The following is a 23449-nucleotide window of genomic DNA, read 5'->3' as shown; positions in this document are numbered from 1 at the left end:
CGGCGCCGTACTGGCGGCGCTCGCGGCGCGCGGCGCCGACCTGGGCCTCGCGGTGGACACGGCGCGGTGGGCGGCCCCCGACCTCGTGGTCGACCCGGACCCCGAGGGCGTCGCGTACTACGAGGAGGCGTACGCGGACTACCTGTACCGGGTGGAGGCCGCCAGGTCCCGCTGGCACGGCGGCCCTTCGGCACACAGGGTCTGACCGCGGGGGCTCGCGCGGCCGGACCAGGCCGGACCAGGCCGGACCAGCTCAGGTCGGGTCAGGTCGCGTCAGGCGGAGGCTCAGGCTCCCGACTGGTCGGCCAGGTCCAGCAGGACCTTGCCGACCGCGCCCTGCTCCACCGCCTCGTGCGCGGCGGCGACGTCCGCGAGCGGGTGCCGGTGCTCGGGCAGCGGCGTGAGCGCGCCCGCACCGGCGACGGCGTTGACCTCCGCCACGGACTCGGCCAGGTCCGGGGCCGGCACCCCGTACAGCAGGACGAAGCGCAGCGTGACGTTCGCGCTCATCAGCGCACGCACGGGCAGCGAGACGTCCCCCGCCGCGGCGTAGCAGGAGATGACCGTGCGCGGGCCGCTGACGGCGAGGTCCAGCTCCAGGTTCGCGCCGAGTGCCACCTCGACGATCCGGTCCACGGGACGGTCGTCCGCGTACGCCCTGACCTGGTCTGCCGCGCCCGCCTCCCGGTAGTTGACCACGTGGTCGGCGCCGGCCGCGGCCGCCTGCTCCGCCTTCTCGGGGCCGCTGACGGTGGTGATCACCTTCGCGCCGGCCTGCTTGGCGAGCTGGATCGCGTAGTGGCCGACCGCGCCCGCGCCGCCAGCGACGACGACCGTCCTGCCGTTGAGGCGGCCGTCCGCGAACAGGCACCGGTGCGCGGTGAGCGCCGGCACGCCGAGGCAGGCGCCGAGCACGTCGCTCACGTTGCCGGGCAGCGGCACGGCGCGATCCGCCGGCACGACGCAGTACTCGGCGGCGGTCCCGTACCGGTTGCCGAACGCGGCGAACCAGACCCACACGCGCTCTCCGACGCGCGCCGCGTCCACGCCGGTGCCGACTGCGTCGATCACACCGGAACCGTCCTGGTGCGGCACCTGGAAGCCGTCGATCGGGCGCGCGGTGGCGCCCTCGCGCGTCTTCACGTCGGTCGGGTTCAGGCCGGACAGGGCGACACGCACCCTGACCTGCCCAGGGCCGGGCTCCGGCCGGTCGATGTCCTCGACCAGGAGGACATCGCGGGCGGATCCGTTGCGGTGGTACAGAGCTGCTTGCACAGTGTCGTTCCTTCTGCCGCGAGTCGGGCGGGGCGCCGTGGGGGCGCCGGCGGCTCGATCGTACGGCGATCACCGAGATACGGCGATCACCGACCGTGACCTCGAAACCTTTGCATATGTGATCTATCTCCCGCCTGGATCGACGACAGCGGGGCATGAGGACGCGCTCGGCTCACTTATGGTGGGCCGGTTCCCCCCACGAACGAAGCGAGAACACATCGTGAGCAGCGAAAAGACCGTCCGGGACCTCGACACCCGGGGCAGCGGCGGTCAGGCCGGCGCGGAAGCGGCCGCCGGACGGGCGGACGCGGGCGACGTCGGCTACAGCAAAGACCTCAAGTCGCGGCACATCAACATGATCGCGATCGGCGGGGCCATCGGCACCGGCCTCTTCCTGGGTGCGGGAGGACGGCTCGTCTCGGCCGGCCCGGCGCTCGCGGTGGCGTACGCCGTGTGCGGACTGTTCGCGTTCCTGGTCGTGCGGGCACTCGGCGAGCTGGTTTTGCACCGGCCCTCGTCGGGGTCCTTCGTCTCGTACGCGCGCGAGTTCCTCGGCGAGAAGGGCGCGTACACGGCCGGCTGGATGTACTTCGTCAACTGGTCGACCACCGGCATCGCCGACATCACGGCGGTGGCGCTGTACGTGCACTACTGGGGCATGTTCACGTCCGTGCCGCAGTGGCTGCTCGCCCTGATCGCGCTGGCCGTCGTGCTGTCGATCAACCTCATCTCGGTGCGGATCTTCGGCGAGATGGAGTTCTGGTTCGCGATCATCAAGATCGCGGCGCTCGTCGTCTTCCTCTGCATCGGCGTGTTCCTGCTGGTCACGCAGCATCCCGTGGGCGGCAGGACGCCCGGTTTCGACGTCATCACCAGCCACGGCGGGATCTTCCCGCAGGGGCTGCTCCCGGTGGTCGTGGTGCTCCAGGGCGTGATCTTCGCGTACTCGGCCGTCGAGCTGATCGGCGTCACCGCGGGCGAGACGGCCGAGCCGCACAAGATCGTGCCGCGCGCGGTGAACTCGATCATGTGGCGGGTCATGGTGTTCTACGTGGGCTCCGTGGTGCTGCTGGCGCTGCTCGTCCCGTACACGGGGTTCTCCGATTCGCAGAGCCCGTTCGTCACCGTGCTCTCGAAGATCGGGGTGCCTGCGGCGGGCGGCGTGATGAACCTCGTCGTGCTCACCGCCGCTATGTCCAGCCTGAACTCGGGCCTCTACTCGACGGGCCGCATCCTGCGCTCGATGGCCATGGCGGGCTCGGCCCCGCGCTTCACCGGCCGGATGAACCGGCACCAGGTGCCGTACGGCGGCATCCTGCTGACCGCGAGCGTCTGCGTCCTGGGCGTCGGCCTGAACTACGTGGTGCCGGGCGAGGCGTTCGAAATCGTGCTGAACATCGCGTCGCTCGGCGTGCTGACGGCCTGGGGCATGATCATGATCTGCCACCTGGTCTTCGTGCGCAGGGCCAAGCAGGGGCGCGTGCAGCGCCCCGCGTACCGTCTGCCGGGCTCTCCTGTGGTGGAGATCGTGACGCTTGCGTTCCTCGCGGGCGTGCTCGTCCTGATGTGGTTCGACAAGCCGGTGGGCCGCAACACCATCCTGATCGTGCCGGTCATCGCGCTGGCCTTGGTCGCGGGCTGGTTCCGGGTGCGCGGCCGGGTCGGTTCCCCCGCGGGCGGGGACGGCCGCGGCTGATGTGACGGGCGGCCGTCAGAGCCCGAGGCCGGCGTGGGCCAGCTTGGCCGCGTTGGCCCGCCACACCATCTCGTCGTTGAACCCGTCGCCGAGGTCGGGCAGCTCCGCGACGTCCTCGTCCGGCAGCACCGGCGGGGTGCCGTGTGCGTGCGCCGCCAGCGTGATCTTCGCAAGGGCGTCGAGGTTGAGGGCCCTGACGACGGCCTGCTGCACGGTCTTACCCGTCGCCACGATGCCGTGCCCGCGCAGCACGCACGCGGGACGGTCGCCCAGCACGTCCGCCACCTCCTTGCCGAGCTCGGGCCGCGTGACCAGCACGCCGCGCGGATAGACCGGGATGCCGCCGAGCGCCATCCGCATCGCCGGGATGTTGTACGCCCCCACGATGGGGCGCAGCGCGAGCCCACCCAGATCCGCCGCCACCACCGACGGCGGATGCACATGCACCACCGCCCGCACGTCCGGGCGCGCTTTCAGCACCTCCTGGTGAATGGGCAGCTCGTTGGGCGCCTTCAGGCCGTCCGGCAGGCCGGATGCCGGTTCCCGCAGCGCCACCCGGTGCACGTCCGCCCGCTCGGTGAACAGCAGGCCACGCTCGCGCGGCCCCCGGCACCGCACGTGCAGCGCGTCGGGCGCGTCCGCGTCGCGCAGGCTGATGTGGCCGAGTATGTCCTCCGCCAGCCCCTGGAACGCGAGGATCCGGCAGCCCACGGCTATCAGTTCGGCGGGGTCGTCCGAGGCGGGAACGGTGTCGCGAAGGGTCATGCGCGAACGATAGCCGCACCTCAGCCGGCGACCGGTTTCTCCCGGACCACCTCGCGCGGCCGCTTGTCCCGCCTGAGCCCCAGGAAGCGCGGGTGGCGCAGCATGCCGTCCCTCGTCCACTCGCTGAAGCCGACCTCCGCCACCAGCTCGGGCCGCGCCCAGCGCGCCGAGTGCTCGCGCACCTGGTCGTCGAACGGCCTTGTGGCGGTGGCCAGCTCGTCGAGCCGGCCGCGTATGTCGCGCAACGTGGCACGGTCGTATCCGGTCCCCACCTTCCCCGCGTACCGCAGGTGCGCACCCTCGTAGTAGCCCAGCAGCAGCGCGCCGAAGCCCGTGCGGGACCCGGCGGGTTCCGTGAAGCCGCCGACCACGAACTCCTGGCCCCGCTGGCACTTGAGCTTCAGCCAGTCGCCTGACCTGCGCGGCTGGTAGCCACCCGCGGCGCGTTTCGCTATCAGTCCCTCCCAGCCCCGCGCGCATGCCTGGTCCAGCAGCTCCTGACCGCCTTCGTTGCGGTGCGGGGTGAAGCGCACCGGCGGATGGTACGAGAGGGCCCTGCGAAGCAGCGCCTTCCTGGCCCGCAACGGAAGCCGGGTGAGGTCCGCGCCGTCCAGCCGCAGGATGTCGAAGACGTAGTACGTGACGGCGACCTTGCTGGCGCGTGCCCGGCGCTCGTCGGTGATGCCGAGGCGCTGCTGGAGACGTGAGAAATCAGTACGCCCGTGCGAGTACGCCACGACCTCGCCGTCCAGCACGAAGTCGTCGGACCCCTGCTCCCGCAGCGCGTCCACGATCTCGGGGTACGTCGCGTTCTGCCGCTGGCCCGTCCGCGAAAGGAGCCGGACGCCCCGCCCGTCGCGCACGGCCAGAACGCGGACCCCGTCGAGTTTGCGCTCGAAGATCCATCCACCCGCGTGGAAGTCCCTGCGGTCGCTCAACGTGGCCAGCATGGGCTGCGCCGCCAACTCGGCACCCGACGGCGCGTCCGACAGCAGCCGCCGCTCGTCGTCGGTGAGGGAGGAAAGCAGCTCACTCATGACGCGGTAGTCCCCTTCCCGGCTCTGTGCCTGTGCCTGGTCCCTGCCTCAGACGCCTCCCGCGACACCTGCCGCAACGTGCGACCCGACCTCGCGGACCTGGCCCTGCGGGGGTCGGGCGTGGTGCGGCCCGAGCGGTCCGCGCCCGTGCCTGAGCGTTTGACCAGCAGCCAGGCTTCCTCGCTGTCGTGCTCACGGCCCCTGTCACCGCCGCCGCGGAAGCGCGTGAGTGAGAAGCCCCCCTTGAGCTTCGGCCCGTCCAACCAGAAGCTGGCGTGCCCCTTCGCCAGCGCCTTGGCGAACGATGCCTCGTCCCCTGGGGTGCCGTCCTTGTTCAGCGGCCGGTACGTACCCGCGTCCCACACGATCACTGCCCCGGCGCCGTACTGCCCGCCGCCGATGACGCCCTCGTACTCGCGGTACTCCAGCGGGTGGTCCTCGGTCGGGACCGCCAGACGCTTGTCCCCGGGGTTCGTGGACGGGCCCTTGGGGACGGCCCAGGACTTGAGCACACCGTCCACCTCGAGGCGGAAGTCGAAGTGCATCGTGCTCGCATCGTGGATCTGCACGACGTACGCCGGGGCGCCGCCGGCGCCGCCCTGCTGCCCGGGCCCTTCCTCCTCCCGCGCAGCGAGGTCGCCCGTGCTGCCGCGCGGTTCGCTCGTGGCGCCGAAATCGCGCTTGCCGCGGTAACGCCGCAGCGATTCTGCCTCTCCCACAGGCTCCTCCTTCCGTACCGATCCCTGCCCGGGTACCCCGCGAGCGACTTCCGTCCCATCCCGCCGCCCTCAGGCGACGCCCGTGATCGTGACCGACACGGACACGTGACATCCGTCCTCCGCCGCAGGCACCGACCCCTCCTGCCCTGCCACCGCTTCGACGAGGACCGCGTGCGCCGCCGACTCGACGGCGGCGCGCACAGCCCTGGTCACATCCACCGCGCGGTGATCCTGGGCCGCCACCAGCTGGATCCCTATCCGCCAGTGGGCCCCGTCCGCCTCGTACCGGACGCGCACCCCGCCCGTCGGCGGTGCGAGGCGGGCGGCACCGCGGACGACGTCCCCGAGCCCCGGCCTGAGGAACGCCACGCCGTCCGTGCCACGTGCCGCCGCAGCCGCCTCCTGGGCGAGCCGGGCCGCCATGTCGCGCCTGCTTACCATCGCGCACCTCGCTCGCTCTCGCCCCCGGCCACCGCGTCGACCGCCTCCTCGTCCAGAAGGTCGATCACCGAGACGTCTATCGTCCGCACATCGAGACCCACCGCCTCGTCAGCGGCGGCCATCATCCGCCCGCGCACCTGGCGCGCCAGCTCGGGCATCGCCCACGACATCGACACCGCCAGCTCCACGTGCACATCGACGGGGCGGTGCAGGGGCATGTCCGGCAGCGGACCGCCGGCCCCCACATGGTCGTCCGCCACCGGACGGACCCGGCAGCTTCCCGCCCGCACGCCGGGCAGCGTCTCGGCCGCCCTGCGCAGAACCTTGGCGACGGCGGCCTCCACGATCCAGGAGTCCTCCTCGGGCTCCCCGAGAGGCAGGGTGAGCCCGGGACGGAGCTCGAGCCGGACAACGTCCATCACCCTGGCCGTCACCGACTCGGTGCGGCTCGCGATCGACTCACCCGCACCGTCGGCCGCACCCGTCCCGTCGTCCGTGGCTCGGCCCACGAAGTCCTGCAAGGCGCTGAGCCGGCCCAGAGCGGCCGTGCAGTGGGGGCACTCCGCCACATGAGGGTCGGAGCGGGCGTCGCCGTCGTCCCACTCCTCCCACAGTGATGCGAGGGAACGACCGCACGGCAGCAGCTCACCGTCCCCGTGCATCCGGTCCTCTTCGCCGTCCTGCTGCCACGGGGGCGTGTTCGGCGGGTTCGTGTTCATCGCCATGCGACCATCGCCTCCGTCAGAGAGCGGCGTGCCCGGTAGATCCTGCCTCGTACGGCCTCCTGGTTGATCCCGACCACCGACGCGATGTCCTCGTACGACAGACCGTGCATCTCGCGCAGGAGCCAGCATGCCCGCTGCTCGGGGGAGAGCCGGCCGAGCGCGCTGTGGAGATCCGAGACCGCGGCGGAGGACTCCGCGGCACGGGACGGCGACGCGTAGTGGTCGGGCGCCTGCGGTTCCGGGACCGCGTCGAGCGTGGTGGTCGGGCGACGGGAGCGCAGCTGGTTGAGACACCTGTTCGTCACGATGCGGTACATCCATGTCTGGAACGACGCGTCCGCCCGGAACTCGGGCAGCCGTCGCCACGCGCTCACGAACGCGTCCTGCACGGCGTCCTCCGCATCACCGGCGTCCGTGAGCATGCGGTTGGCCAGGGCGAGCAGCACGGGCGTGTGCCGCCGGACAAGCCTTTCGAAGGCTTCCGTGTCGCCCTCGCCGGCCCGCACGGCCAGCAAGGGATCGTCGGGCCAGGTGCGGCGCTCCGGTGCTCTGGCGCGTCTGAGCGCCGACTCCTCAACAGGCACGAACGAACTCCTTTCCCCGTTGGCTGTACACGACCTTGGACACGGCGGGCGGCCCGATCGTCACGCCGGCCCGCCGAGAAAAAAATTTCGATCAATTCGGTTCGGGTGCGTGAGGAATGCCTCGGAGGCGGGTCCAACGTTTGTCGGCGCGGAACAGCCCGGCACCACACGGCGAAGCTGCCCCCGCGGGCAGCGAGCACACGACGATCCGAGGAGCACCCCATGACGACACCCACGGCTTCGACCAGCAAGACGGGCATCCCCGCGGCGCCGAACGGCTCGCCCTCGCAGAGCCCGCGCCCCGGGAGCGGCCAGGGGCTCACGACTGTGGACGCGGGTCACAGGGGCACGGACGAGCCTGCCGCCACCCGCGGCAGGACGATCATCGCCACCGGCGTGGTGGAGAAGATCGCGGGCATGGCCGCGCGCGAGGTCCGCGGCGTGTACGCGCTCGGGGGAGGCGGCCTCAGCCGCACACTGGGCGCCGTGCGGGACAAGGTGCCGGGCGGCGGTGGCCGCGCCGGCCTCGGACGAGGGGTGAAGGTCGAGGTGGGTGAGCGGCAGACGGCCGTCGACCTGGACATCATCGTGGAGTACGGCGTACCGATCCAGGACTGCGCGGCCGATGTCAGGGAGAACGTGATCGCGGCGCTCGAGCGGATCACGGGCCTGGAAGTCGTCGAGGTGAACATCGCCGTCGGCGACGTGCATCTGCCCGACGACGACGCGGAGCCCGACGGCGAACTGCGCGTGCAGTAACCCGTCCGTGCTTCGCACGGCCCGGAGGCGGTAATGGGGCAGAACGAAACCGCGTCGCGCGAACAGGCGATTCGCCGGCGCGCGATACGCAGAGCGGCAGTTCCGAGCTCGGTCTAGGAGGAGCGATGAAAGGGTGGTCCGCGCTGGGCCTCGTAGTGGGGATGGCGCTCGGCTTCGCCGGCTACTTCGGCGGCTTCGGGGCGTTCCTGCTGGTGGCAGCGCTTGGAGCGGTCGGATTCTTCGTCGGCCGCATGGTCGACGGCGATCTCGACGTTCAGGACATCCTGCACCCGGACCGGCGCAGGAGGCCGTGATGACGCAGGGTCCGCCCCGGGCTCCGGGCGAGCCGGCGAGCCGGGGAGCGACGGTCATCAGCGAACGGGCGACGCGGCGGATCGCGGCGCAGGCCGCCAGGGAGGCGCTCGAGTCGCGCCCCCACACCGCGGCGCGCGCCAGTGCGGACACGCGTCGAGGCAGGACGAAGATCGCGCTTGAGGTCGACCTCCCGTACCCGGTCGACATCGACGGGGTGTGCGGGCAGGTGAGGCGCCATGTCGGCTCGCGCACCCTGGAGTTGACCGGTGTGCCGGTCACCTCGGTGGAGGTGCTGGTGGGCAGGCTCACGCCGGTCCATGCGCTCGATGCCGAAAGGCTGGTGTGACGATGAGTCAGGTACCTGACGGGCGAGCGGTCGAGTCCCCGTCCGCACCGAAGCCCCGGCGTTCGTGGTCCGCGCGGCGCGCTCCGGCTGTGCTGTGTGCGCTGCTCGGCGCGGCCGCCTGCGCCGCGGTGCTGTACGACGTGGTGTCGGTGCGGTTCGGCGGGACGCCGTCGCCCTGGCGCCACGCCCTGCTCAACCACCTGTACGGGATGAGCGTCACGGACGCCCTCGCGGTGGTGGCGGCGGCGGTGCTGGTCGTCGTGGGGCTGTGGCTGATCTTTCTCGCGGTGACACCGGGCGCGCGCAAGCGCGCACCGATGAAGCCGCCAGGAGGCGACGTGAGGGCGTTCCTTGACCGGTCGGCGACAGCGCTGCTGTTGCGCGACGTGGCGCTGGAGGTCCCCGGTGCGGGTGACGCGAAGATCCGCGTGCGGCGCCGGAAGGTGCGTGTTCGGGCGACAGTGCGCTTCGGCGACCCGACGGAGGTCGAGGCCGAGTTGACACGCGCCCTCACGAGCAAGCGTGACGGGCTGGGGCTCGCCAGGCCGCCTCGCCTTGCCATACGGGTGCGGCCGGACGGCGACTGGACGCCTCCCGTCCCGGAGCAGGCGGAATCCGCCGGCAGCGAGGACGCGCCCATGACCGCGGGCGGAAAGAAATAGGCGACACGTGAGCGACGCGAGTGCGGGAAGGCGGTGAGTGGTGTGAGGAATGTACTGAACAGGCTGCTGATCGTGGTGATCGGGCTCGTCCTCCTGGGAGGGGGCGGCTGGCTCGGTGTCAACGCGTTGGTCGCCCGCGACGAGGTGTCGTGGCAGTTGCCCTCGTGGTGGCGCGGTCCGCGTGCGTACGACCACCTGGTCGACCGTGCGGCGCTCGACAGGATGCGGGACCAGGGCTGGTGGGCCCCCGTGGTCATCAGCGGTCTCGCGGTGCTTTTCCTGCTCTTCCTCTTCTGGCTGTTGGCGCAAGGGAGGTCGCGCGGGCCGGCGTCGCTCCTGCTGCGGCGCTCCGGTGGCCGGCTGCGCAGGGGGGCGCTGGAGAGTGCGGTGACCGCAGAGGCGGAGACCCTGCCCGGCGTGGCCGGTGCGCGGGCGAGGCTGACCATGAAGAAGCGCGGACAGCGCAGGTTCCGGGCGCGGATGACGGTGGTGCTGGAGCCGTACGCGGAACCGGGCCCGGTGCTCGACGGGCTGGTGCACGGCCCGTTGAAGGATGCCGGCAGCTCCACAGGGTTCGGCATACCGGCCACCACAGTGCGGATGCGGGCCACCGGGCACCGGGGCCGCAGGGTCCGCTGAGCGGCCCTGCCCCTGGCCCAGGCACCGGCCTCGGAGCCGGTGCCTGGGCGGGAAGCCCGCTCCGGGACTCGCCCTACGCGGCATGCCTCTTGGGCGGCAGGGGGAAGAAACCGCTGGTGCGGGCCGCGTAGGCGGCGAAACCGGGGCGGTCGGCCATGTGCCGCTCCAGCAGACGCTTCCCGCTGCCACGTGTCAGCAGCAGGGACATCACGACGGGACTCACCACGGTCGCCGCGGCCGTCTGCCAGCTGCCGCATGCGAACAGGAACAGCCCCCACCACACGCAGAAGTCGCCGAAGTAGTTGGGGTGGCGGGTCCAGCTCCACAGGCCGCGGTCCATGATGCGGCCCTTGTTCGCCGGATCCGCCTTGAACACCACGAGTTGGCGGTCACCGACCGCCTCGAAGAACAACCCGAGCAGCCAGAGAGCGCAGCCCACGTACATCGCTGCGTCCGGGCCGGCGGGCAGATAGAGGGCCGCCTGCACGGGAAGCGACACAAGCACCACCAGCGCCGCCTGCAACAGATAGACCTTCCACAACGCATGCAGATGCGGGTTGCCAGAGCCCTTCGCCAGCATCTTCTCGTAGCGAGGATCCTCGGCCTTGCCCCAGCCGCGGTGCGCCATGTGCAGGGTCAGACGCATCCCCCAGATGACGGTCAGCGCGACGGCGAGGTACTGCCGGACGCGGTTGCCGTCGCCCTCCGACGCCACCACAGCGAAGGAAACAACGGCCCCCACCGAGAAGGCGGTTCCCCATGCGGCATCCACATAACGGTGCCTGCCGCGCGACGCGCCCAGGGCGAAGGTCACGAGCATGACGGCGAGCACCCCTCCAGCCGAGACACCGACCCCCGCCCCGAAATCGGCCCAGGGGAAACCGCTCACCTCGCGCCGCCTCCGGTCCTCGCCAGCGCGATCTGCCGCACATCCAGGTAGCCCGAGCGGAAGCCCGCTTCCGAATACGCCAGATAGAAGGTCCACATGCGCCGGAATGTCTCGTCGAAGCCCAACGCGTCCACCGCGTCCGCCTGTTCGGTGAAGGTCTCGCGCCACAGCCTGAGAGTCTCGGCGTAATGGGCGCCGTAGCCGTCCACGCGGACGCTCCGCAGGTCCGTCTGGTCACGGGTGATGCTCTCCACGGCGTCGAGGGAAGGGATCATCCCGCCGGGAAAGATGTACTTCTGAATCCAGGTGTGGGTGTCCTTCGTCGCCAGCACCCGGTCGTGCGCCATGGTGATGGCCTGCAGCACGACCCTCCCGCCCGGCACGACCAGCCGATCCAGCGTCCGGAAGTACTCGGGCCAGAACTCCACGCCCACCGCCTCGATCATCTCGACGCTCACCACAGCGTCGTAGGTGCCCTCGACGCGCCGGTAGTCGCACAGCTCGATCGTCACGGCGTCGGCGTGGCCCGCGGCCCGTACACGCTCACGCGCCAGGTCCCGCTGCTCCGCAGAGAGCGTGACGCTGTGCACGCGAGCCCCGCGTGCCGCGGCCCGCACGGCGAGCTCGCCCCAGCCCGTGCCGACCTCGAGCAGCCGGGTGCCAGGCCCCACGTCCGCCGCGTCCAGCAGGAGGTCGATCTTGCGGCGCTGAGCGTCGGCCAGCAGCGACATGTCGGACGGCAGTGCGCGGAAAACGGCCGACGAGTAGGTCATGGTCTCGTCGAGGAACAGCGCGAACAGGTCGTTCGACAGGTCGTAGTGGTGGTGGATGTTGTCGCGCGACCCCTCGGGGGTGTTGCGCTGGCCGGCGGGCTGCTTGCGCACGAAGGCCTTGCGCAGCCGCTGCAGCCGCTGCGGGATCAACCGGTCCGCGTGCGTGGCGAGCACGGTCAGCACGGCGACGAGATCGGGTGCGTCCCACTCGCCGGCCATGTACGACTCGCCGAAGCCGATCAGCCCGCCGACGCCGACCCTGCGGAAGAAGGCCGCCGGATCGTGGATGTTCATCCGCGGTCCGCCGAGCCCGATCGTCTCCGGTCCCGCCTCATGCCCGCCGAGGCGCACATAGAGGGGGAGACCGCCCAGGGCGTGGCGCACGATCCGTTCGGCGACGGCCGTCCGCAAGCGGGACGACCTGGGCAGCCGGGCCACGTCGGGCCACCGCAGGGCGTCGACGGGCGCGGCGTGCGCCGCTATGGGGGAGCGGTCGGCGGACGGGTTGTGGTGCGGGTACGGGGAGAGGGTCACGGCTTACTCCACGCCTTCCTGGTGCGAATGTCGGGGACGGGGCTGAACGGGCAGGCCGCGCAGCACCCAAAGTGCGATGCCATGTACCCGGATACCCACGGAGACGGCGGCCGTGGACCACGGATGGCGGACGGCCGCGCCCACGAGCGCGCGACGGGTGGCCGGACGGCGCTCGCCCCGCACGGTGGCGGTGAAGGCACGGCCGCCCTCCCGGTCGAGGTGGACGGTCAGCGAGAGCCGGCCGGCCGGCTCAGGCAGCAGCATCGTGTAGCCGCCGTCCACGGGGAAGAACGGCGACACGTAGAAGTCCTTGGAGACGGTGGCTCGGCCGGATTCGTCGGTGTCCAGCAGGTAGCAGTGGCGTTCGCCGTAGGTGTTGTGCACCTCGGCCACCACACAGGCCGTCGAGCCGTCCGGATAGTGGCACCAGTACAGGGTCAGCGGGTTGAACACATGGCCGAACACCCGGGCGTGGGCGAGCATGACGACCTTGCCGCCCGCCAGATCGATGCCGTTGGCCGCGAGGAAGGCGTCGAGCCCCTCGCGCACGGTGGCCCGGCTGCCGCCGAAGTGGTCCCGCGCGTCGAAGCCCGCCAGCGGGCGCAGCCACCACGGCAGCTCGGGCGGACGGTCGGGATCGATGAGCCACAGATAGGTGCGCAGGTGGAAGGCGTACCGCTTGGGCGAAACGCGTACGTGCGCGACGGTGCACGGATACAGCGCCGGGGCGACGGGAGCGGTCGGCGTCGTCACCAGTCCACCCCCAGTGCCGCGGCGGCCGCCACACCGGAGCGGCAGCCGTCCTCGTGGAAGCCCCAGCCGTGGTACGCCCCCGCGAAGGCGGTGACGCCGGTGTTCAGGCCGGGCAGCCGACGCTGGGCGGCCACCGACTCGGGCGTGTAGACGGGATGCTCGTAGTCCATGCGCGCGAGGACCTGGCCGGGGTCGACACGGTCGGTCCCGTTGAGTGTCACGACATACCGCTCCGCCGTGTCGAGGCGCTGGAGCCGGTTCATGTCGTAACTGATCCTCACGGCCGAGGCGCCCGCGTCGCAAGCGGGCAGGAGCATGTTCCAGGATGCGGCGGCACCCGGCGAGCGAGGCAGCAGACCCGTGTCGGTGTGGAGCTGGGCCGGGTTGAGGGAGTACGGGAAGGCCCCGAGGACCGCGCGTTCCTCGTCCGTCGGGTCCCCGAGCAGCTTGAGCGCCTGTTCGGGGTGGACGGCGATCACCACGGCGTCGTACCGCTCGGGGCGGCCGTCGTCCGCCGTGACGGTGGCACCGTCCTCGTCCCTGGTCACTGAGCGCACCGGGGTCGCGGTGCGCACGGCGGTGAGCTGCTTGCCTATCCGCTCCACGTACGAGCGCGACCCGCCGCTCACGGTGCGCCACGTGGGCGAGCCGCCGACGGAGAGCAGGCCGTGGTGGTCGAGGAAGCGGAACAGGTACCGGGCGGGGTAGCGCAGCGCGGTCCGCGCGTCGCAGGACCAGACGGCCGAGACGAGGGGGGTCATGAAGTGAGCGGTGAAGTACCGCGAGAAGCCGTGGTCGGCGAGGAAGGCACCGAGCGTGGACTCTCCGGCCTGCGCGGGCGGCTCCTCGGCGAGCAGCCGGCGGGCGGCGCGGTGGAAGCGGGGTATCTCCACCATCATCCGCAGGTAGGACGGGTTGAAGGCGTTGCGGCGCTGGGCGAAAACACCGCGCGGTCCTCGGGCGCCCGCGTACTCGAGGCCGCAGCCCTCGCACCGCACGGACATGGACATCTCGGACTCCTGGGTCCTGACGCCCAGTTCGGCGAAGAGCCGCAGCAGGAAGGGGTACGTGCGTGCGTTGTGCACGATGAAGCCGGAGTCGACGTGGTGGACCCGGCCGTCGGCGCCCGGAAGGTCGTGTGTGTGGGCGTGGCCGCCGAGGCGGTCGTCCGCCTCGTAGAGCGTCACCTCGCGACCGCCCTTGCGCAGGATGTAGGCGGCCGTCAGCCCCGCCACCCCGCTGCCCACGACGGCCGCGCTCCGCGCCGCTCCACTCATCGCGTTCCTTCCCTGCCGGGCGGCCGGACACCACCCTTCACGTGGGTACTTCGGAGCAGGGGCCGAAAAGGACTGGTGCACCTCGTGCCTCGTCATCGGCACACCGCGTGGCTCACACCGGCGGGTGAACGATGCGAGACGGACCAATCCGTTCCGCGCTCCGCGCCGAATGGGCCGTGTGAGTCGAGAAGCGAGTGCCACCCCATCGAAGAACGGGCCGGGACGCGGCCAGAGCCGGGCGCTGCGCGTCCTGCTGGGTGCGGCGAGCGGCCTGATCGCCGGCTTCGCGGCGCTGGCTGTCGCCGAGCTGGTGTCGGCCGCGGTCCGCCCCGAGGCGAGTCCGATCACGGTGGTGGGCGGCGCCGCGGTGGACCGCACGCCGCCGGGGCTGAAGGACTTCGCGGTACGCCACTTCGGCACCAACGACAAGGCGGTGCTGCAGCTGGGGATCGTGGTGGTCCTGGGGCTGTTCGCCATCGTCATCGGGGTGATCGCGACGCGGCACCGGCGGATCGGCGCGACCGCCGCCCTGGCCTTCGGCGCCGTGGGCGTCGCGGCCGCCGCGTCCCGCCCCGACGCGCAACCGACCGACGTGCTGCCTTCGGCCGTCGGCGGGGTGGTGGCCTTCGCGCTGCTGTACTGGCTGGCAGGCCGGGCGCGCGAGCCGTACGGCGCCGCCCCTGCCGCTGACGCGGGTGAGGACATATCGGGCGGTGGATCGACGCGGGCCGGTGACGGTGGCTCGGGCGGGGCGTTCGACCGGCGCGGGTTCGTCGTCGCGGCGACCGCCGCCGTGGCAGCGTCCGCCGGGGCGGGCGCCCTCGGCCGCTACCTCAACGCCGACAAGGTGGCCCAGCAGGCGGCGAGCCGGGCGGACATCACGCTGCCCCGCCCCGCCTCGCCCGCGCGGCCCGTGCCGAGCGGCGTGCACCCCGACGTGAAGGGCCTGAGCTCGTTCTTCACCTCGAACAAGGACTTCTACCGGGTGGACACCGCCCTGTCCGTACCGCATGTGGACGCCACGACGTGGCGGCTGCGGCTGCACGGCAAGGGCGTGAGCCGACCGGTGACGCTGACGTTCCAGGACCTGCTGCGGCGCGACCTCGTGGAGCGCGACATCACCCTCACCTGCGTCTCGAACGAGGTGGGCGGCCCCTACGTGGGCAATGCGCGCTGGATCGGTGTCCGCCTCGCCGACGTGCTGAGCGAGGCCGGCGTCAAGCCGCCGTCGCACGGCGGCCCGGCCGACCAGCTCGTGGCCAGGTCGGTGGACGGCATGACGATCGGCTCCCCCGTGGAGACGGTCATGGACGGCAGGGACGCGCTGCTCGCCCTCGGGATGAACGGCGAGCCGCTCCCGTTCGCGCACGGCTTCCCGGTGCGCATGGTGGTCCCGGGCCTGTACGGCTACGTCTCCGCCTGCAAGTGGCTCACCGACCTCGAACTGACCACGTTCGACGACTTCGACGCCTACTGGGTGAAGCGGACCTGGTCGCAGAAGGCGCCCATCAAGACCGAGTCCCGGATCGACACCCCCCGCCCCTTCGCGAGCCCCAAAGCGGGCACGGTGCCGGTCGCGGGCGTCGCATGGGCCCAGCACAAGGGCATCGCCAAGGTCGAGGTACGGGTCGACGGCGGCCCGTGGCACGAGGCGAAGCTCGGCGCGCAGGACACCAGCGACACGTGGCGGCAGTGGGTGTGGCCGTGGCAGGCCACGTCCGGCAGCCACACGCTGGAGGTCCGTGCCACCGACCGCACGGGCTACACGCAGACGGACAAGCGCGTCGGCACCGTGCCGAACGGCGCGACCGGCTGGCACTCGGTGGTGGTCTCCGTGCCCTGAGACAGCCGCCCGCCCCACGAAACCACGACGTCAGACCCAACCCCAACCCCCCTCGGCGCACGAAGAAGTGCGCCACCCAGAAGGAGAAGTGCCATGCTCGCCAAGCGATTCCAGCGCACCGCCGCTATCGCCGCCGCCGCCATCACGCTGCCGGTGGTCCTCACCGCGTGCTCGAGCGACAGCGGGAAGAGCAACAGCAGCGGTTCGGGCGCGTCCGCGACCGCCTCGTCGTCGGCCGCCATGCCGTCCACGTCCGCGTCCAGTACGGCGATGGACCAGCCGTTCGGCCCGGCCTGCTCGTCCGTCCCGAAGACCGGCGCGGGCAGCTTCAACGGCATGGCGAAGGACCCGGTCGCCACCGCCGCGTCGAACAACCCCGACCTGTCCACGCTGGTGACGGCCGTGAAGAAGGCCGGACTCGTCGACACGCTGAACAACGCGAAGAACATCACGGTCTTCGCGCCCACCAACGAGGCGTTCGCGAAGATCCCGAAGGCGCAGCTTGACAAGGTTCTCAGCAACAAGGCGATGCTGACGAAGATCCTCACCTACCACGTGGTGGGCCAGAAGGTGACGCCGTCGCAGCTGTCCAACGGCTCCTTCACCACCCTGGAGAAGCAGAAGGTCATGACGTCCGGCTCCGGCGAGTCGTTCAAGGTGAACAAGACGGCGAACATCGTCTGCGGCAACGTGCCGACCGCGAACGCGACCGTGTACATCATCGACAGCGTCCTGATGCCGCCGAAGAGCTAGTACCGGCCGCACCGCACCGCACCGCGCCGAGCCACACCGCGCCGCATCCCGTACCGCATCCCCGTACGCGCCTTCCTCGCGTGCGGGGATGCGGTGCGTCGGCGCCGCAATTCGCGTGCGGGCCGGTTCTCCCGCGTGATACTCCTCGCCGGTGTGAATCCCCTTGTGACAGCGCGGCTCATACTGCATCCGATGACCGCCGGCGAGGCCGAGCGCGTCGTGTCGGGCGAGGCGGACAGCGGCGACCGATGGGCGCCCGGCTATCCCACCCCCGGCGATGTGATCGCCGCCAGGCGCTTCGTCGAGGCCTGCGCGGCAACCGGCGATCCGCGGCCGTTCGGCAACTACGAGATCCGCCGCCGCGAGGACGGCCGGGCGATCGGCGGCCTCGGCTTCCACGGGCCGCCGGACGAGAACGGCAGCGTCACCATCGGCTACGGCCTCGTTCCGTCGGCGCGGGGCAGGAGCTACGCCTCCGAAGCCCTGCGTGAACTCCTGCGGTTCGCGCGGGCGCACGGCGTCACGTCCGTGAAGGGTGATGCCGACCACGACAACACCCCGTCCCACCACGTCATGACGGCGGCCGGCATGCGTCCTGCGGGTGAGGACGAGCGCCTGAAGTACTTCGAGATCTCCTGGACGGGTCCGGCGGCCGGCACCGGCCCACGTTCCTAGGTGTGCCGAGCCGGCGAGGGGGAATCCGGCTGTACGGACAGGGACGGACAGGGGACGGACAGGAAAGGGCGGCCACCCCCGCCAGGGTGACCGCCCTCCCTTGCCGCGCCCGCCGCTGTGGGCGCGGCGCCCGGCTGAGCACCGGGGGCCTCGAAATCGGCTCGGCTACGCGGGGAACTTCATCAGGGCGAGCGGAGTCGTCGTCGGCGCGGCGGAACCGCCCGCCGGTTCCACCGTGATGCCCATGGCGGACGCCTGCCCGACGTGGCCCGTCAGCAGCACCGCCTGCGAGGCGGCCGACGGATTCAGCAGCCCGGCGGATCGCATCGTGCCCGCGTCGTCGTACCAGAGCTGGTACGTCTTGCCGCTCGGCGGTGTCGGCAGCCCGGACGCGATGAACGCCGCTCTGTCCTGCGAGCGGGAGACGACGACCGTGCCGGTCGCCCCGTCGCTGAGCTTGCCGGCCGTGGTCCGCGCGTCAGGAGCGGACAGCACGGCGGCCAGGTTGTGCGAGTCCTGTATGACGCTCTGCGCCTGGGCGCGGGCGTCCTGCGCCTCCTGGTGCTGCCAGACGGCCACGCCGCCGAGTGCGGCGGCTCCCGCGATGCACGCCGCGAGCGCCCACCGTGTCAGCGCGCGCCGGCGCCGGGCGCCCGCGCCCGGCCGCGCGGACGTCGCCACCTCGGGCGGCAGCTGGCGCTCGGTCGCGACGCGCTGGAGCACCTGCTGCTTGAGGTGGTCGGGCGGGACGAGGGACACGGCGAGGCCGAGCCGCGTGGCGGTCGCCGACAGCTCGGCGACCTCCTGCGCGCAGGCCGGGCAGGCGAGGAGATGGCGCTCGAACTCGGCACGCTCCTCGGGGCCCAGCGCGTGCAACGCGTAGGCACCGGTCAGGGTGTGCAGATCAGCGGTGGTCATACCGTCACCCCCAGGCAGTCACGCAGTCGGATCAGACCGTCACGCAGTCGCGTCTTGACGGTGCCGAGCGGCACCGAGAGCAGCTCGGCGACCTCCCGGTAGAGCAGTCCCTGGTAGTACGCGAGCGTCACGGACTGCCGCTGGAGTTCGGTGAGGGTGCGCAGGCAGCGCCGCACCTGCTCGCGTTCGAGCCTCGCCTCCACCTGCTCGGTGACCTCGTCGAAGGACGGCGTGCGTGCCAGCAGCGCGGCCTTCTCCTCGCGGTCGCTCGCGGCCTGTACGGACCTCACGCGGTCCACGGCCCGCCGGTGGGCGAGGGTCAGCACCCACGTCATGCCGCTGCCCTTGTCGTGCCGGAACCTGGCCGCCGTGCGCCAGACCTCGAGCAGCACCTCCTGGGTGACCTCCTCGGACTGCGCCGGATCGCGCAGCACGGAGCGCACCAGCCCGAGTACGGGCCCGGACACCATGTCGTAGACGCGTGAGAAGGCATCCTGGTCGCCGCGGGCCGTTTGGCCGAGCAACTCCTCCAGATCTGGCCCCACGGGCACGGACCCGCCGATATGAACGGCCTCTTTCACGCGGCTCTCCTCCGGATGTGGTCTTTCGCACGCGGCATTCGTCCGCAGAACGTCAATGGTTCTTCGTTGCCACGGGTGGGCGGGATTGGTCTGACGACGTGGTACGGAGCCGCCGTGATCGGCGTCGAGCCGTGGTGCGGCACCGTGCACGCGGCGGCCGCTCCCGTTTCAGGTGCGGGAGCGGCCGCCCGGGGCGGTGCGCGGTCGGAGCGGGGGAGCGCTCGACCTGCGTTTCTCGCCCCCCTCCTCGTATCACAGAAACCCGCCGGTGGATCCCCGCCGGGTGGCTGGTTTACGACGCGTGCGGTACTGCCGGGCGGTCCGGAGACCGCAGTGCGTCGGCGCGCGCCCGGCCTGGCAGGCTCCCCACTCGTCCGGTAATCGCCCGTGAATCGCCCGTCTTGTCCGTCCGGAGAGCCAGGCCCGCCGGCCGGGCGTCTCAGGCCGCCGGCCGGCCGTCTCAGACCGGCGGCCGCGGGTCGTACTGGATGCCGCGCCGCACCTCGCGCGCACGCTCGGCGGAAGCGAGCCGCGCGACGAGGTGGAGAGCCATGTCGATGCCGGCCGAGACCCCGGCCGAGGTGACGACGTCGCCGTCGTCGACGAACCGGTCGTCGGCCCGCACGTCGATCGTCGGGTCGAGCTCCGCGAGCAGATCGAGCGAGCCCCAGTGCGTGGTGGCGGGCCGCCCGGCCAGCAGCCCCGCCGCCGCGTAGACCAGCGACCCCGTGCACACGCTGGTCATCAGCGGGGCCGCGCGCCGCTGCGACCGCACCCACTCCAGGTGCCGCTCGTCACGGAGCAGCGGACGCGTCCCCTGGCCGCCGGGATGGAGCAGCACGTCCAGCGGTGGCGCGTCGGCCATCGAGTGGTGCGCCTGGACGGTCAGGCCCTTCGCGCACGTCACGGGGGCGCCGTCGGCGGAGAGGCAGAACACGCGCCACCCGTCGTCCGGGAAGGTCCGCGTCCAGAACGCCAGGACCTCCCACGGGCCGATCGCGTCCAGCTCCTCGACGTCCGGGAACAGCAGGATCCCGATGTTCCGCGTGGCTTCTTCGCTCATACGCCGATCCAAGCAGACGCCGCCTCGCGGGGCCCCGCCACCGCGCGGGTCGTGCGCCGGCGCCCCCTGGCGAGAGGAGGCATGCGGCGGCGACCATGGACCCATGGACGAGCAGCGAGCGAAGGACGGCCGGCAGCCCATCGACCTCGCGGAGGCCCTGGCGGGCTTCGGCGACCTGTGGAGCCCGCGGATCGTGACCCGGGTGAACGACTACGACGTGCGCGTCGCGAAGGTCGCGGGCGACCATGTGTGGCATGTGCACGAGACCACGGACGAGTTCTTCCTGCTGCTCGACGGCGAATTGACGATCGCCCTGCGCGGCCTGGAGGGCGAGCGGACGGTACGGCTCACGCGCGGCTCGGTGTTCGTCGTGCCGCGCGGCGTCGAGCACAAGCCCTCGTCGCCGGCAGGCGCGTCGATCCTGCTGTTCGAGCCCACCGGCACGCTGTCCGTCGGCGACCGCCACGACGAGGTCCCCGGCCACGTCGACGCGACGACGGGCCACGCGCTCGACGCCGGCTGACGACCCCACGGCCGGCCGAACGGCCGCTACGTGCGCGGGAACCGCGCCTGCAGGTCCCATACCAGTACGTTGTCCGCCAGGCCCTCGTGCATGTCCGTGAGGTCGGCGATCAGGTCGTGCAGGAAGTCCCGTGCCTCGCGCCGCAGCAGGCCGTGGTTGAACGTGAGCGGTGGTTCGTCGCGCGCCATCCAGTCGGCCTCCACGTCCACCCAGCCGAAGCGCCGCGTGAAGAGCATGCGGTCGCTCGACTCCGTGAAGTCCAGGTCCGCGTGTTGCGGGCGGGCGGCGCGGTTGCCGCGCGGGTCTCGATCCAGCCGCTCCACGATGTCGCACAGCGCCCACGCGAAGTCGAGCACGGGCACCCATCCCCAGGCTGTGGACAGCTCCCGGTCGGCCGCCGTGTCGGCGAGGTACACGTCTCCGCAGAACAGGTCGTGGCGCAGCGCGCGGGAGTCCGCCGAGCGGTAGTCCGTCTGCGGCGGGTCCGGGAAGCGGCGGGAGAGCGAGTAGCCGATGTCGAGCACCCGCCGATCGTGCCATGCCGCCCGGCCACGCCACTGCGCCGATCGGGCGATGCCCGTGTGCGGCTGGGCGCGCGGGCCGCGCGGCCCCGTACGTATCGTGCCGTCGCAGCCGCTGCGCCCGCGCCCCGTCCTGCTTACGATCAGCGCGTGGCCACCCGAATACGCTGCGGGCGTGCGCCCCTCACCCGCGCCGCCGCCGTGCCCCTCGCCGTCGCCCTCGTCATGGCGGCCTGCTCCGGGTCGAGCGGCATCGGCCGCCTCCCCGGAGCGGACGACCCGTACTTCCCCGTCGGCAGCCGGGACTACGACGCCACCCACTACGCCCTCACCCTCTCGTACGCGCCGTCCACCGGCCGGCTCACCGGCACCGCCGAGATCACGGCGCGCGCGAACAGGAGACTCGGCTCGCTCTCCCTCGACCTCGACGGAATGAACGTCTCGTCGGCCTCCGTGGACGGCGACCCCGCCGCCGTCACCAGGTCGGCCGCGAAGCTGACGCTGCACCCGCGCCACGCCCCGGCGCCCGGCCGCTCCTTCCGCGCCGTCGTGCACTACGCGGGGGTGCCGCGCCGGATCACCGACCCCGACGGCTCGCAGGAGGGCTGGCTCGCGTCCGACGGCGGACGCCGCGTCGCGGCGCTCGGCGAGCCGACCGGCGCCATGGCGTGGTTCCCGTCCGACGACCGCCCGGGCGACAAGGCCACGTACGACGTCAGCGTCAGCGTGCCCGAGGGGCTCACGGCGGTCTCCAACGGCGAGCTGCGCGCCACGCGCCGCAACGCGGGGCGCACCACCTACACCTGGCACACCGGGTATCCGATGGCGACCTACCTGGCGACGCTGGTGATCGGCCCGTACGCGACGCACCGCACCCGCCTCGCGCGCGCCGGCGGCGGCCCCGCGCTCACCGCCTTCACCGCGACCGATCCGCGAGCCGGCGCGGGCGGGAAGCGGCTGCTCGACGCCCTGCCGGGGATCGTGGCGTGGGAGGAGAAGACGTTCGGCCCCTACCCGTTCTCGTCGACCGGTGTGATCATCGGCCGCACCGGCGACTCGGGGTACGCGCTGGAGACGCAGAACCGGCCGTTCCTGCCGGGCCCCGAGGGCACGGCCACGCTCGTCCACGAGATGGCCCACCAGTGGTACGGCGACTGCGTGACCCCGGCGAGCTGGCGTGACATGTGGCTGAACGAGGGCTTCGCCACGTACGGGACGTGGCTGTGGCTCGACAGCCGCACGGGCAAGGACCGCGTGCCGCTCGCACGCAGCTTCGCCGACGCGTACGCGTCCGCCGCGAACTGGGCGTTCCCGCCGGCGAAGCCGCCCACGGCCGCCGACATATCGCGGCCCCCGGTGTACGGGCGCGGCGCGATGGTCCTGCAGCGGCTGCGCGAGGTGGTCGGCGATGCCGCGTTCTTCCGGATCCTGCGCGGCTGGCCGCGCGCGCACCGCTACGGCAACGCGACGACGGCGGACTTCACGGCGTACGCGCAGAAGCAGGCGGGCGCCGCCGGCAAGCGGCTGGCGGCCGAGGTGTGGCAGCCGTGGCTGTACGGGCAGGGCAAGCCGGAGCTGTAGGCCCCGTCAGGCCGCATGCGAGGCCGCATGCGAGGCCGACGCGACAGGGGCCCGGCCTCGACTCCGGGCCGGACCCCCACGCTCGCGCCGTTCCTTCGCCGGGCCCCGTCGGCCCGTCGCCGGACCGTTCAGAGGTTGACGCCGAAGTCCGTCGCGATGCCGACGAGTCCGGAGGCGTAGCCCTGGCCGACGGCGCGGAACTTCCACTCGGCGCCGTTGCGGTACAGCTCGCCGAAGACCATGGCGGTCTCGGTCGCCGCGTCCTCGCTCAGGTCGTAGCGGGCGATCTCGGTGCCGCCTGCCTGGTTGACGACGCGGATGTACGCGTTGCGCACCTGGCCGAAGTTCTGCTGGCGGCTGTCCGCGTCGTAGATGGAGACGGGGAAGACGACCTTGTCGCAGTCGGCGGGCAGGGCCGCGAGGTTGACGTTGATCTGCTCGTCGTCGCCCTCGCCCTGGCCGGTGAGGTTGTCACCGGTGTGCACGATGGACTGGTCCGGGGCGGACTTGTTGTTGAAGAAGATGAAGTGACCGTCCGACACGACCTTGCCGTCGGCCTTCACCGCGATCGCCGAGGCGTCGAGGTCGAAGTCCTTGCCGGTCGTGGTGCGGACGTCCCAGCCGAGGCCGACCGTGACGGCGGTGAGGCCGGGGGCCTCCTTCGTGAGCGAGACGTTGCCGCCCTTGGACAGGCTTACAGCCATGGGAATTGTCCCTTTCGTCGTGTGCACTGGTGGCGGTACGGAAAGCTACCGCCACCCCCTACAACGCCACCAGGGCCGCAGCGGGTTCCATCCACGGT

At 71.9% G+C, this 23449-nt stretch carries 27 protein-coding genes and 1 pseudogene; 12 read left to right on the top strand and 16 right to left on the bottom strand.

Annotated elements, in window-relative coordinates:
• Window positions 1-205 (top strand): annotated as a pseudogene (locus JFN87_RS08050) (carbohydrate kinase); the annotation flags it as partial.
• An 80-nt stretch (window positions 206-285) separates the two neighbouring features.
• Here JFN87_RS08050 and JFN87_RS08045 read toward each other — a convergent pair.
• Window positions 286-1275, bottom strand: a complete 990-nt coding sequence (locus JFN87_RS08045; protein WP_209339215.1) for an NADPH:quinone reductase — start codon at window positions 1273-1275, stop codon at window positions 286-288.
• Between the two features lie 220 nt (window positions 1276-1495).
• On the opposite strand from JFN87_RS08045, the gene JFN87_RS08040 reads away from it, so the two are divergent.
• Window positions 1496-2971, top strand: a complete 1476-nt coding sequence (locus JFN87_RS08040) for an amino acid permease (RefSeq protein ID WP_307865358.1) — start codon at window positions 1496-1498, stop codon at window positions 2969-2971.
• A 15-nt stretch (window positions 2972-2986) separates the two neighbouring features.
• On the opposite strand, the gene phtC is transcribed toward JFN87_RS08040, so the two are convergent.
• The 6 genes from phtC to JFN87_RS08010 form a co-directional block, all read right to left on the bottom strand.
• Window positions 2987-3736 carry a 3,4-dihydroxyphthalate decarboxylase gene (phtC, locus tag JFN87_RS08035; protein WP_209339213.1) on the bottom strand — a complete coding sequence of 250 codons (750 nt, stop codon included), beginning with the start codon at window positions 3734-3736 and terminating at the stop codon, window positions 2987-2989.
• A gap of 20 nt (window positions 3737-3756) precedes the next feature.
• Complete coding sequence (gene ligD / locus JFN87_RS08030) at window positions 3757-4773, bottom strand: non-homologous end-joining DNA ligase (protein WP_209339212.1); 1017 nt, start codon at window positions 4771-4773, stop codon at window positions 3757-3759.
• Window positions 4770-5492 (bottom strand): DNA polymerase ligase N-terminal domain-containing protein, encoded by a 723-nt coding sequence (locus JFN87_RS08025; protein WP_209339211.1) that lies wholly within the window; start codon window positions 5490-5492, stop codon window positions 4770-4772. The genes ligD and JFN87_RS08025 overlap by 4 nt, the downstream gene beginning before the upstream one ends.
• 69 nt (window positions 5493-5561) lie before the next feature.
• Window positions 5562-5933, bottom strand: a complete 372-nt coding sequence (locus tag JFN87_RS08020) for an Asp23/Gls24 family envelope stress response protein (RefSeq protein WP_209339210.1) — start codon at window positions 5931-5933, stop codon at window positions 5562-5564.
• On the bottom strand, window positions 5927-6658 hold the full coding sequence (locus JFN87_RS08015; protein ID WP_209339209.1) for a hypothetical protein: 732 nt from the start codon (window positions 6656-6658) through the stop codon (window positions 5927-5929). Before JFN87_RS08015 ends, JFN87_RS08020 begins: the two co-directional genes overlap by 7 nt.
• Window positions 6649-7242 (bottom strand): RNA polymerase sigma factor, encoded by a 594-nt coding sequence (locus tag JFN87_RS08010; protein WP_307865357.1) that lies wholly within the window; start codon window positions 7240-7242, stop codon window positions 6649-6651. Before JFN87_RS08010 ends, JFN87_RS08015 begins: the two co-directional genes overlap by 10 nt.
• Before the next feature lie 222 nt (window positions 7243-7464).
• On the opposite strand from JFN87_RS08010, the gene JFN87_RS08005 reads away from it, so the two are divergent.
• From JFN87_RS08005 to JFN87_RS07985, 5 genes are all read left to right on the top strand, one after another.
• Window positions 7465-8001, top strand: a complete 537-nt coding sequence (locus JFN87_RS08005; protein WP_209339208.1) for an Asp23/Gls24 family envelope stress response protein — start codon at window positions 7465-7467, stop codon at window positions 7999-8001.
• Window positions 8002-8126: 125 nt separating this feature from the next.
• A complete protein-coding gene (locus JFN87_RS08000) occupies window positions 8127-8315 on the top strand; it encodes a hypothetical protein (RefSeq protein WP_209339207.1) in 189 nt (62 codons plus the stop codon).
• On the top strand, window positions 8315-8662 hold the full coding sequence (locus JFN87_RS07995; protein ID WP_209339206.1) for an Asp23/Gls24 family envelope stress response protein: 348 nt from the start codon (window positions 8315-8317) through the stop codon (window positions 8660-8662). Before JFN87_RS08000 ends, JFN87_RS07995 begins: the two co-directional genes overlap by 1 nt.
• Window positions 8663-8664: 2 nt before the next feature.
• A complete protein-coding gene (locus tag JFN87_RS07990) occupies window positions 8665-9324 on the top strand; it encodes a DUF6286 domain-containing protein (RefSeq protein ID WP_209339205.1) in 660 nt (219 codons plus the stop codon).
• 42 nt (window positions 9325-9366) lie between these two features.
• Window positions 9367-9963, top strand: a complete 597-nt coding sequence (locus JFN87_RS07985; protein WP_209339204.1) for an alkaline shock response membrane anchor protein AmaP — start codon at window positions 9367-9369, stop codon at window positions 9961-9963.
• Between the two features lie 73 nt (window positions 9964-10036).
• Here JFN87_RS07985 and JFN87_RS07980 read toward each other — a convergent pair whose 3' ends face one another.
• Genes JFN87_RS07980 through JFN87_RS07965 form a run of 4 tightly spaced genes read right to left on the bottom strand, consistent with a single transcriptional unit; the run spans window position 10037 to window position 14189 of the window.
• Window positions 10037-10852: a DUF1295 domain-containing protein gene (locus JFN87_RS07980; protein ID WP_209339203.1), complete on the bottom strand. Its 816-nt coding sequence runs from the start codon at window positions 10850-10852 to the stop codon at window positions 10037-10039.
• Complete coding sequence (locus JFN87_RS07975; protein ID WP_209339222.1) at window positions 10849-12108, bottom strand: SAM-dependent methyltransferase; 1260 nt, start codon at window positions 12106-12108, stop codon at window positions 10849-10851. Before JFN87_RS07975 ends, JFN87_RS07980 begins: the two co-directional genes overlap by 4 nt.
• A gap of 54 nt (window positions 12109-12162) precedes the next feature.
• Window positions 12163-12912, bottom strand: a complete 750-nt coding sequence (locus JFN87_RS07970) for a DUF1365 domain-containing protein (protein WP_209339202.1) — start codon at window positions 12910-12912, stop codon at window positions 12163-12165.
• Window positions 12909-14189 carry an NAD(P)/FAD-dependent oxidoreductase gene (locus JFN87_RS07965; RefSeq protein ID WP_209339201.1) on the bottom strand — a complete coding sequence of 427 codons (1281 nt, stop codon included), beginning with the start codon at window positions 14187-14189 and terminating at the stop codon, window positions 12909-12911. The genes JFN87_RS07970 and JFN87_RS07965 overlap by 4 nt, the downstream gene beginning before the upstream one ends.
• Before the next feature lie 169 nt (window positions 14190-14358).
• On the opposite strand from JFN87_RS07965, the gene JFN87_RS07960 reads away from it, so the two are divergent.
• From JFN87_RS07960 to JFN87_RS07950, 3 genes are all read left to right on the top strand, one after another.
• Window positions 14359-16032: a molybdopterin-dependent oxidoreductase gene (locus JFN87_RS07960; RefSeq protein ID WP_209339200.1), complete on the top strand. Its 1674-nt coding sequence runs from the start codon at window positions 14359-14361 to the stop codon at window positions 16030-16032.
• Between the two features lie 93 nt (window positions 16033-16125).
• Window positions 16126-16785 (top strand): fasciclin domain-containing protein, encoded by a 660-nt coding sequence (locus JFN87_RS07955; RefSeq protein ID WP_209339199.1) that lies wholly within the window; start codon window positions 16126-16128, stop codon window positions 16783-16785.
• 153 nt (window positions 16786-16938) lie between these two features.
• Window positions 16939-17460 carry a GNAT family N-acetyltransferase gene (locus JFN87_RS07950; RefSeq protein ID WP_209339198.1) on the top strand — a complete coding sequence of 174 codons (522 nt, stop codon included), beginning with the start codon at window positions 16939-16941 and terminating at the stop codon, window positions 17458-17460.
• A gap of 165 nt (window positions 17461-17625) precedes the next feature.
• Here the strand turns inward: JFN87_RS07950 and JFN87_RS07945 are convergent, their stop codons facing one another.
• The 3 genes from JFN87_RS07945 to JFN87_RS07935 all read right to left on the bottom strand — a co-directional run bounded on the left by JFN87_RS07945 (window position 17626) and on the right by JFN87_RS07935 (window position 20022).
• Entirely contained in the window at window positions 17626-18378 is a 753-nt protein-coding gene (locus tag JFN87_RS07945; protein WP_209339197.1) for an anti-sigma factor, read from the bottom strand.
• Window positions 18375-18959, bottom strand: a complete 585-nt coding sequence (locus tag JFN87_RS07940) for a sigma-70 family RNA polymerase sigma factor (protein WP_209339196.1) — start codon at window positions 18957-18959, stop codon at window positions 18375-18377. The genes JFN87_RS07945 and JFN87_RS07940 overlap by 4 nt, the downstream gene beginning before the upstream one ends.
• A gap of 460 nt (window positions 18960-19419) precedes the next feature.
• A complete protein-coding gene (locus tag JFN87_RS07935; RefSeq protein ID WP_209339195.1) occupies window positions 19420-20022 on the bottom strand; it encodes a DJ-1/PfpI family protein in 603 nt (200 codons plus the stop codon).
• 103 nt (window positions 20023-20125) lie between these two features.
• On the opposite strand from JFN87_RS07935, the gene JFN87_RS07930 reads away from it, so the two are divergent.
• Window positions 20126-20545 carry a cupin domain-containing protein gene (locus tag JFN87_RS07930; RefSeq protein ID WP_209339194.1) on the top strand — a complete coding sequence of 140 codons (420 nt, stop codon included), beginning with the start codon at window positions 20126-20128 and terminating at the stop codon, window positions 20543-20545.
• Between the two features lie 26 nt (window positions 20546-20571).
• Here JFN87_RS07930 and JFN87_RS07925 read toward each other — a convergent pair whose 3' ends face one another.
• A complete protein-coding gene (locus JFN87_RS07925) occupies window positions 20572-21069 on the bottom strand; it encodes a hypothetical protein (protein WP_209339193.1) in 498 nt (165 codons plus the stop codon).
• 222 nt (window positions 21070-21291) lie between these two features.
• Here JFN87_RS07925 and JFN87_RS07920 point away from each other — a divergent pair, with 222 nt between their 5' ends.
• A complete protein-coding gene (locus JFN87_RS07920; protein WP_209339221.1) occupies window positions 21292-22647 on the top strand; it encodes a M1 family metallopeptidase in 1356 nt (451 codons plus the stop codon).
• A gap of 128 nt (window positions 22648-22775) precedes the next feature.
• On the opposite strand, the gene JFN87_RS07915 is transcribed toward JFN87_RS07920, so the two are convergent.
• Window positions 22776-23351: a TerD family protein gene (locus JFN87_RS07915; RefSeq protein ID WP_209339192.1), complete on the bottom strand. Its 576-nt coding sequence runs from the start codon at window positions 23349-23351 to the stop codon at window positions 22776-22778.
• Window positions 23352-23449: the final 98 nt, after the last annotated feature.

Source organism: Streptomyces montanisoli (genome assembly GCF_017813245.1).
GTDB lineage: Bacteria > Actinomycetota > Actinomycetes > Streptomycetales > Streptomycetaceae > Streptomyces > Streptomyces montanisoli.
Note: the sequence above shows the minus strand (reverse complement) of the source record. Positions and strands in the feature narration are given on the sequence as shown.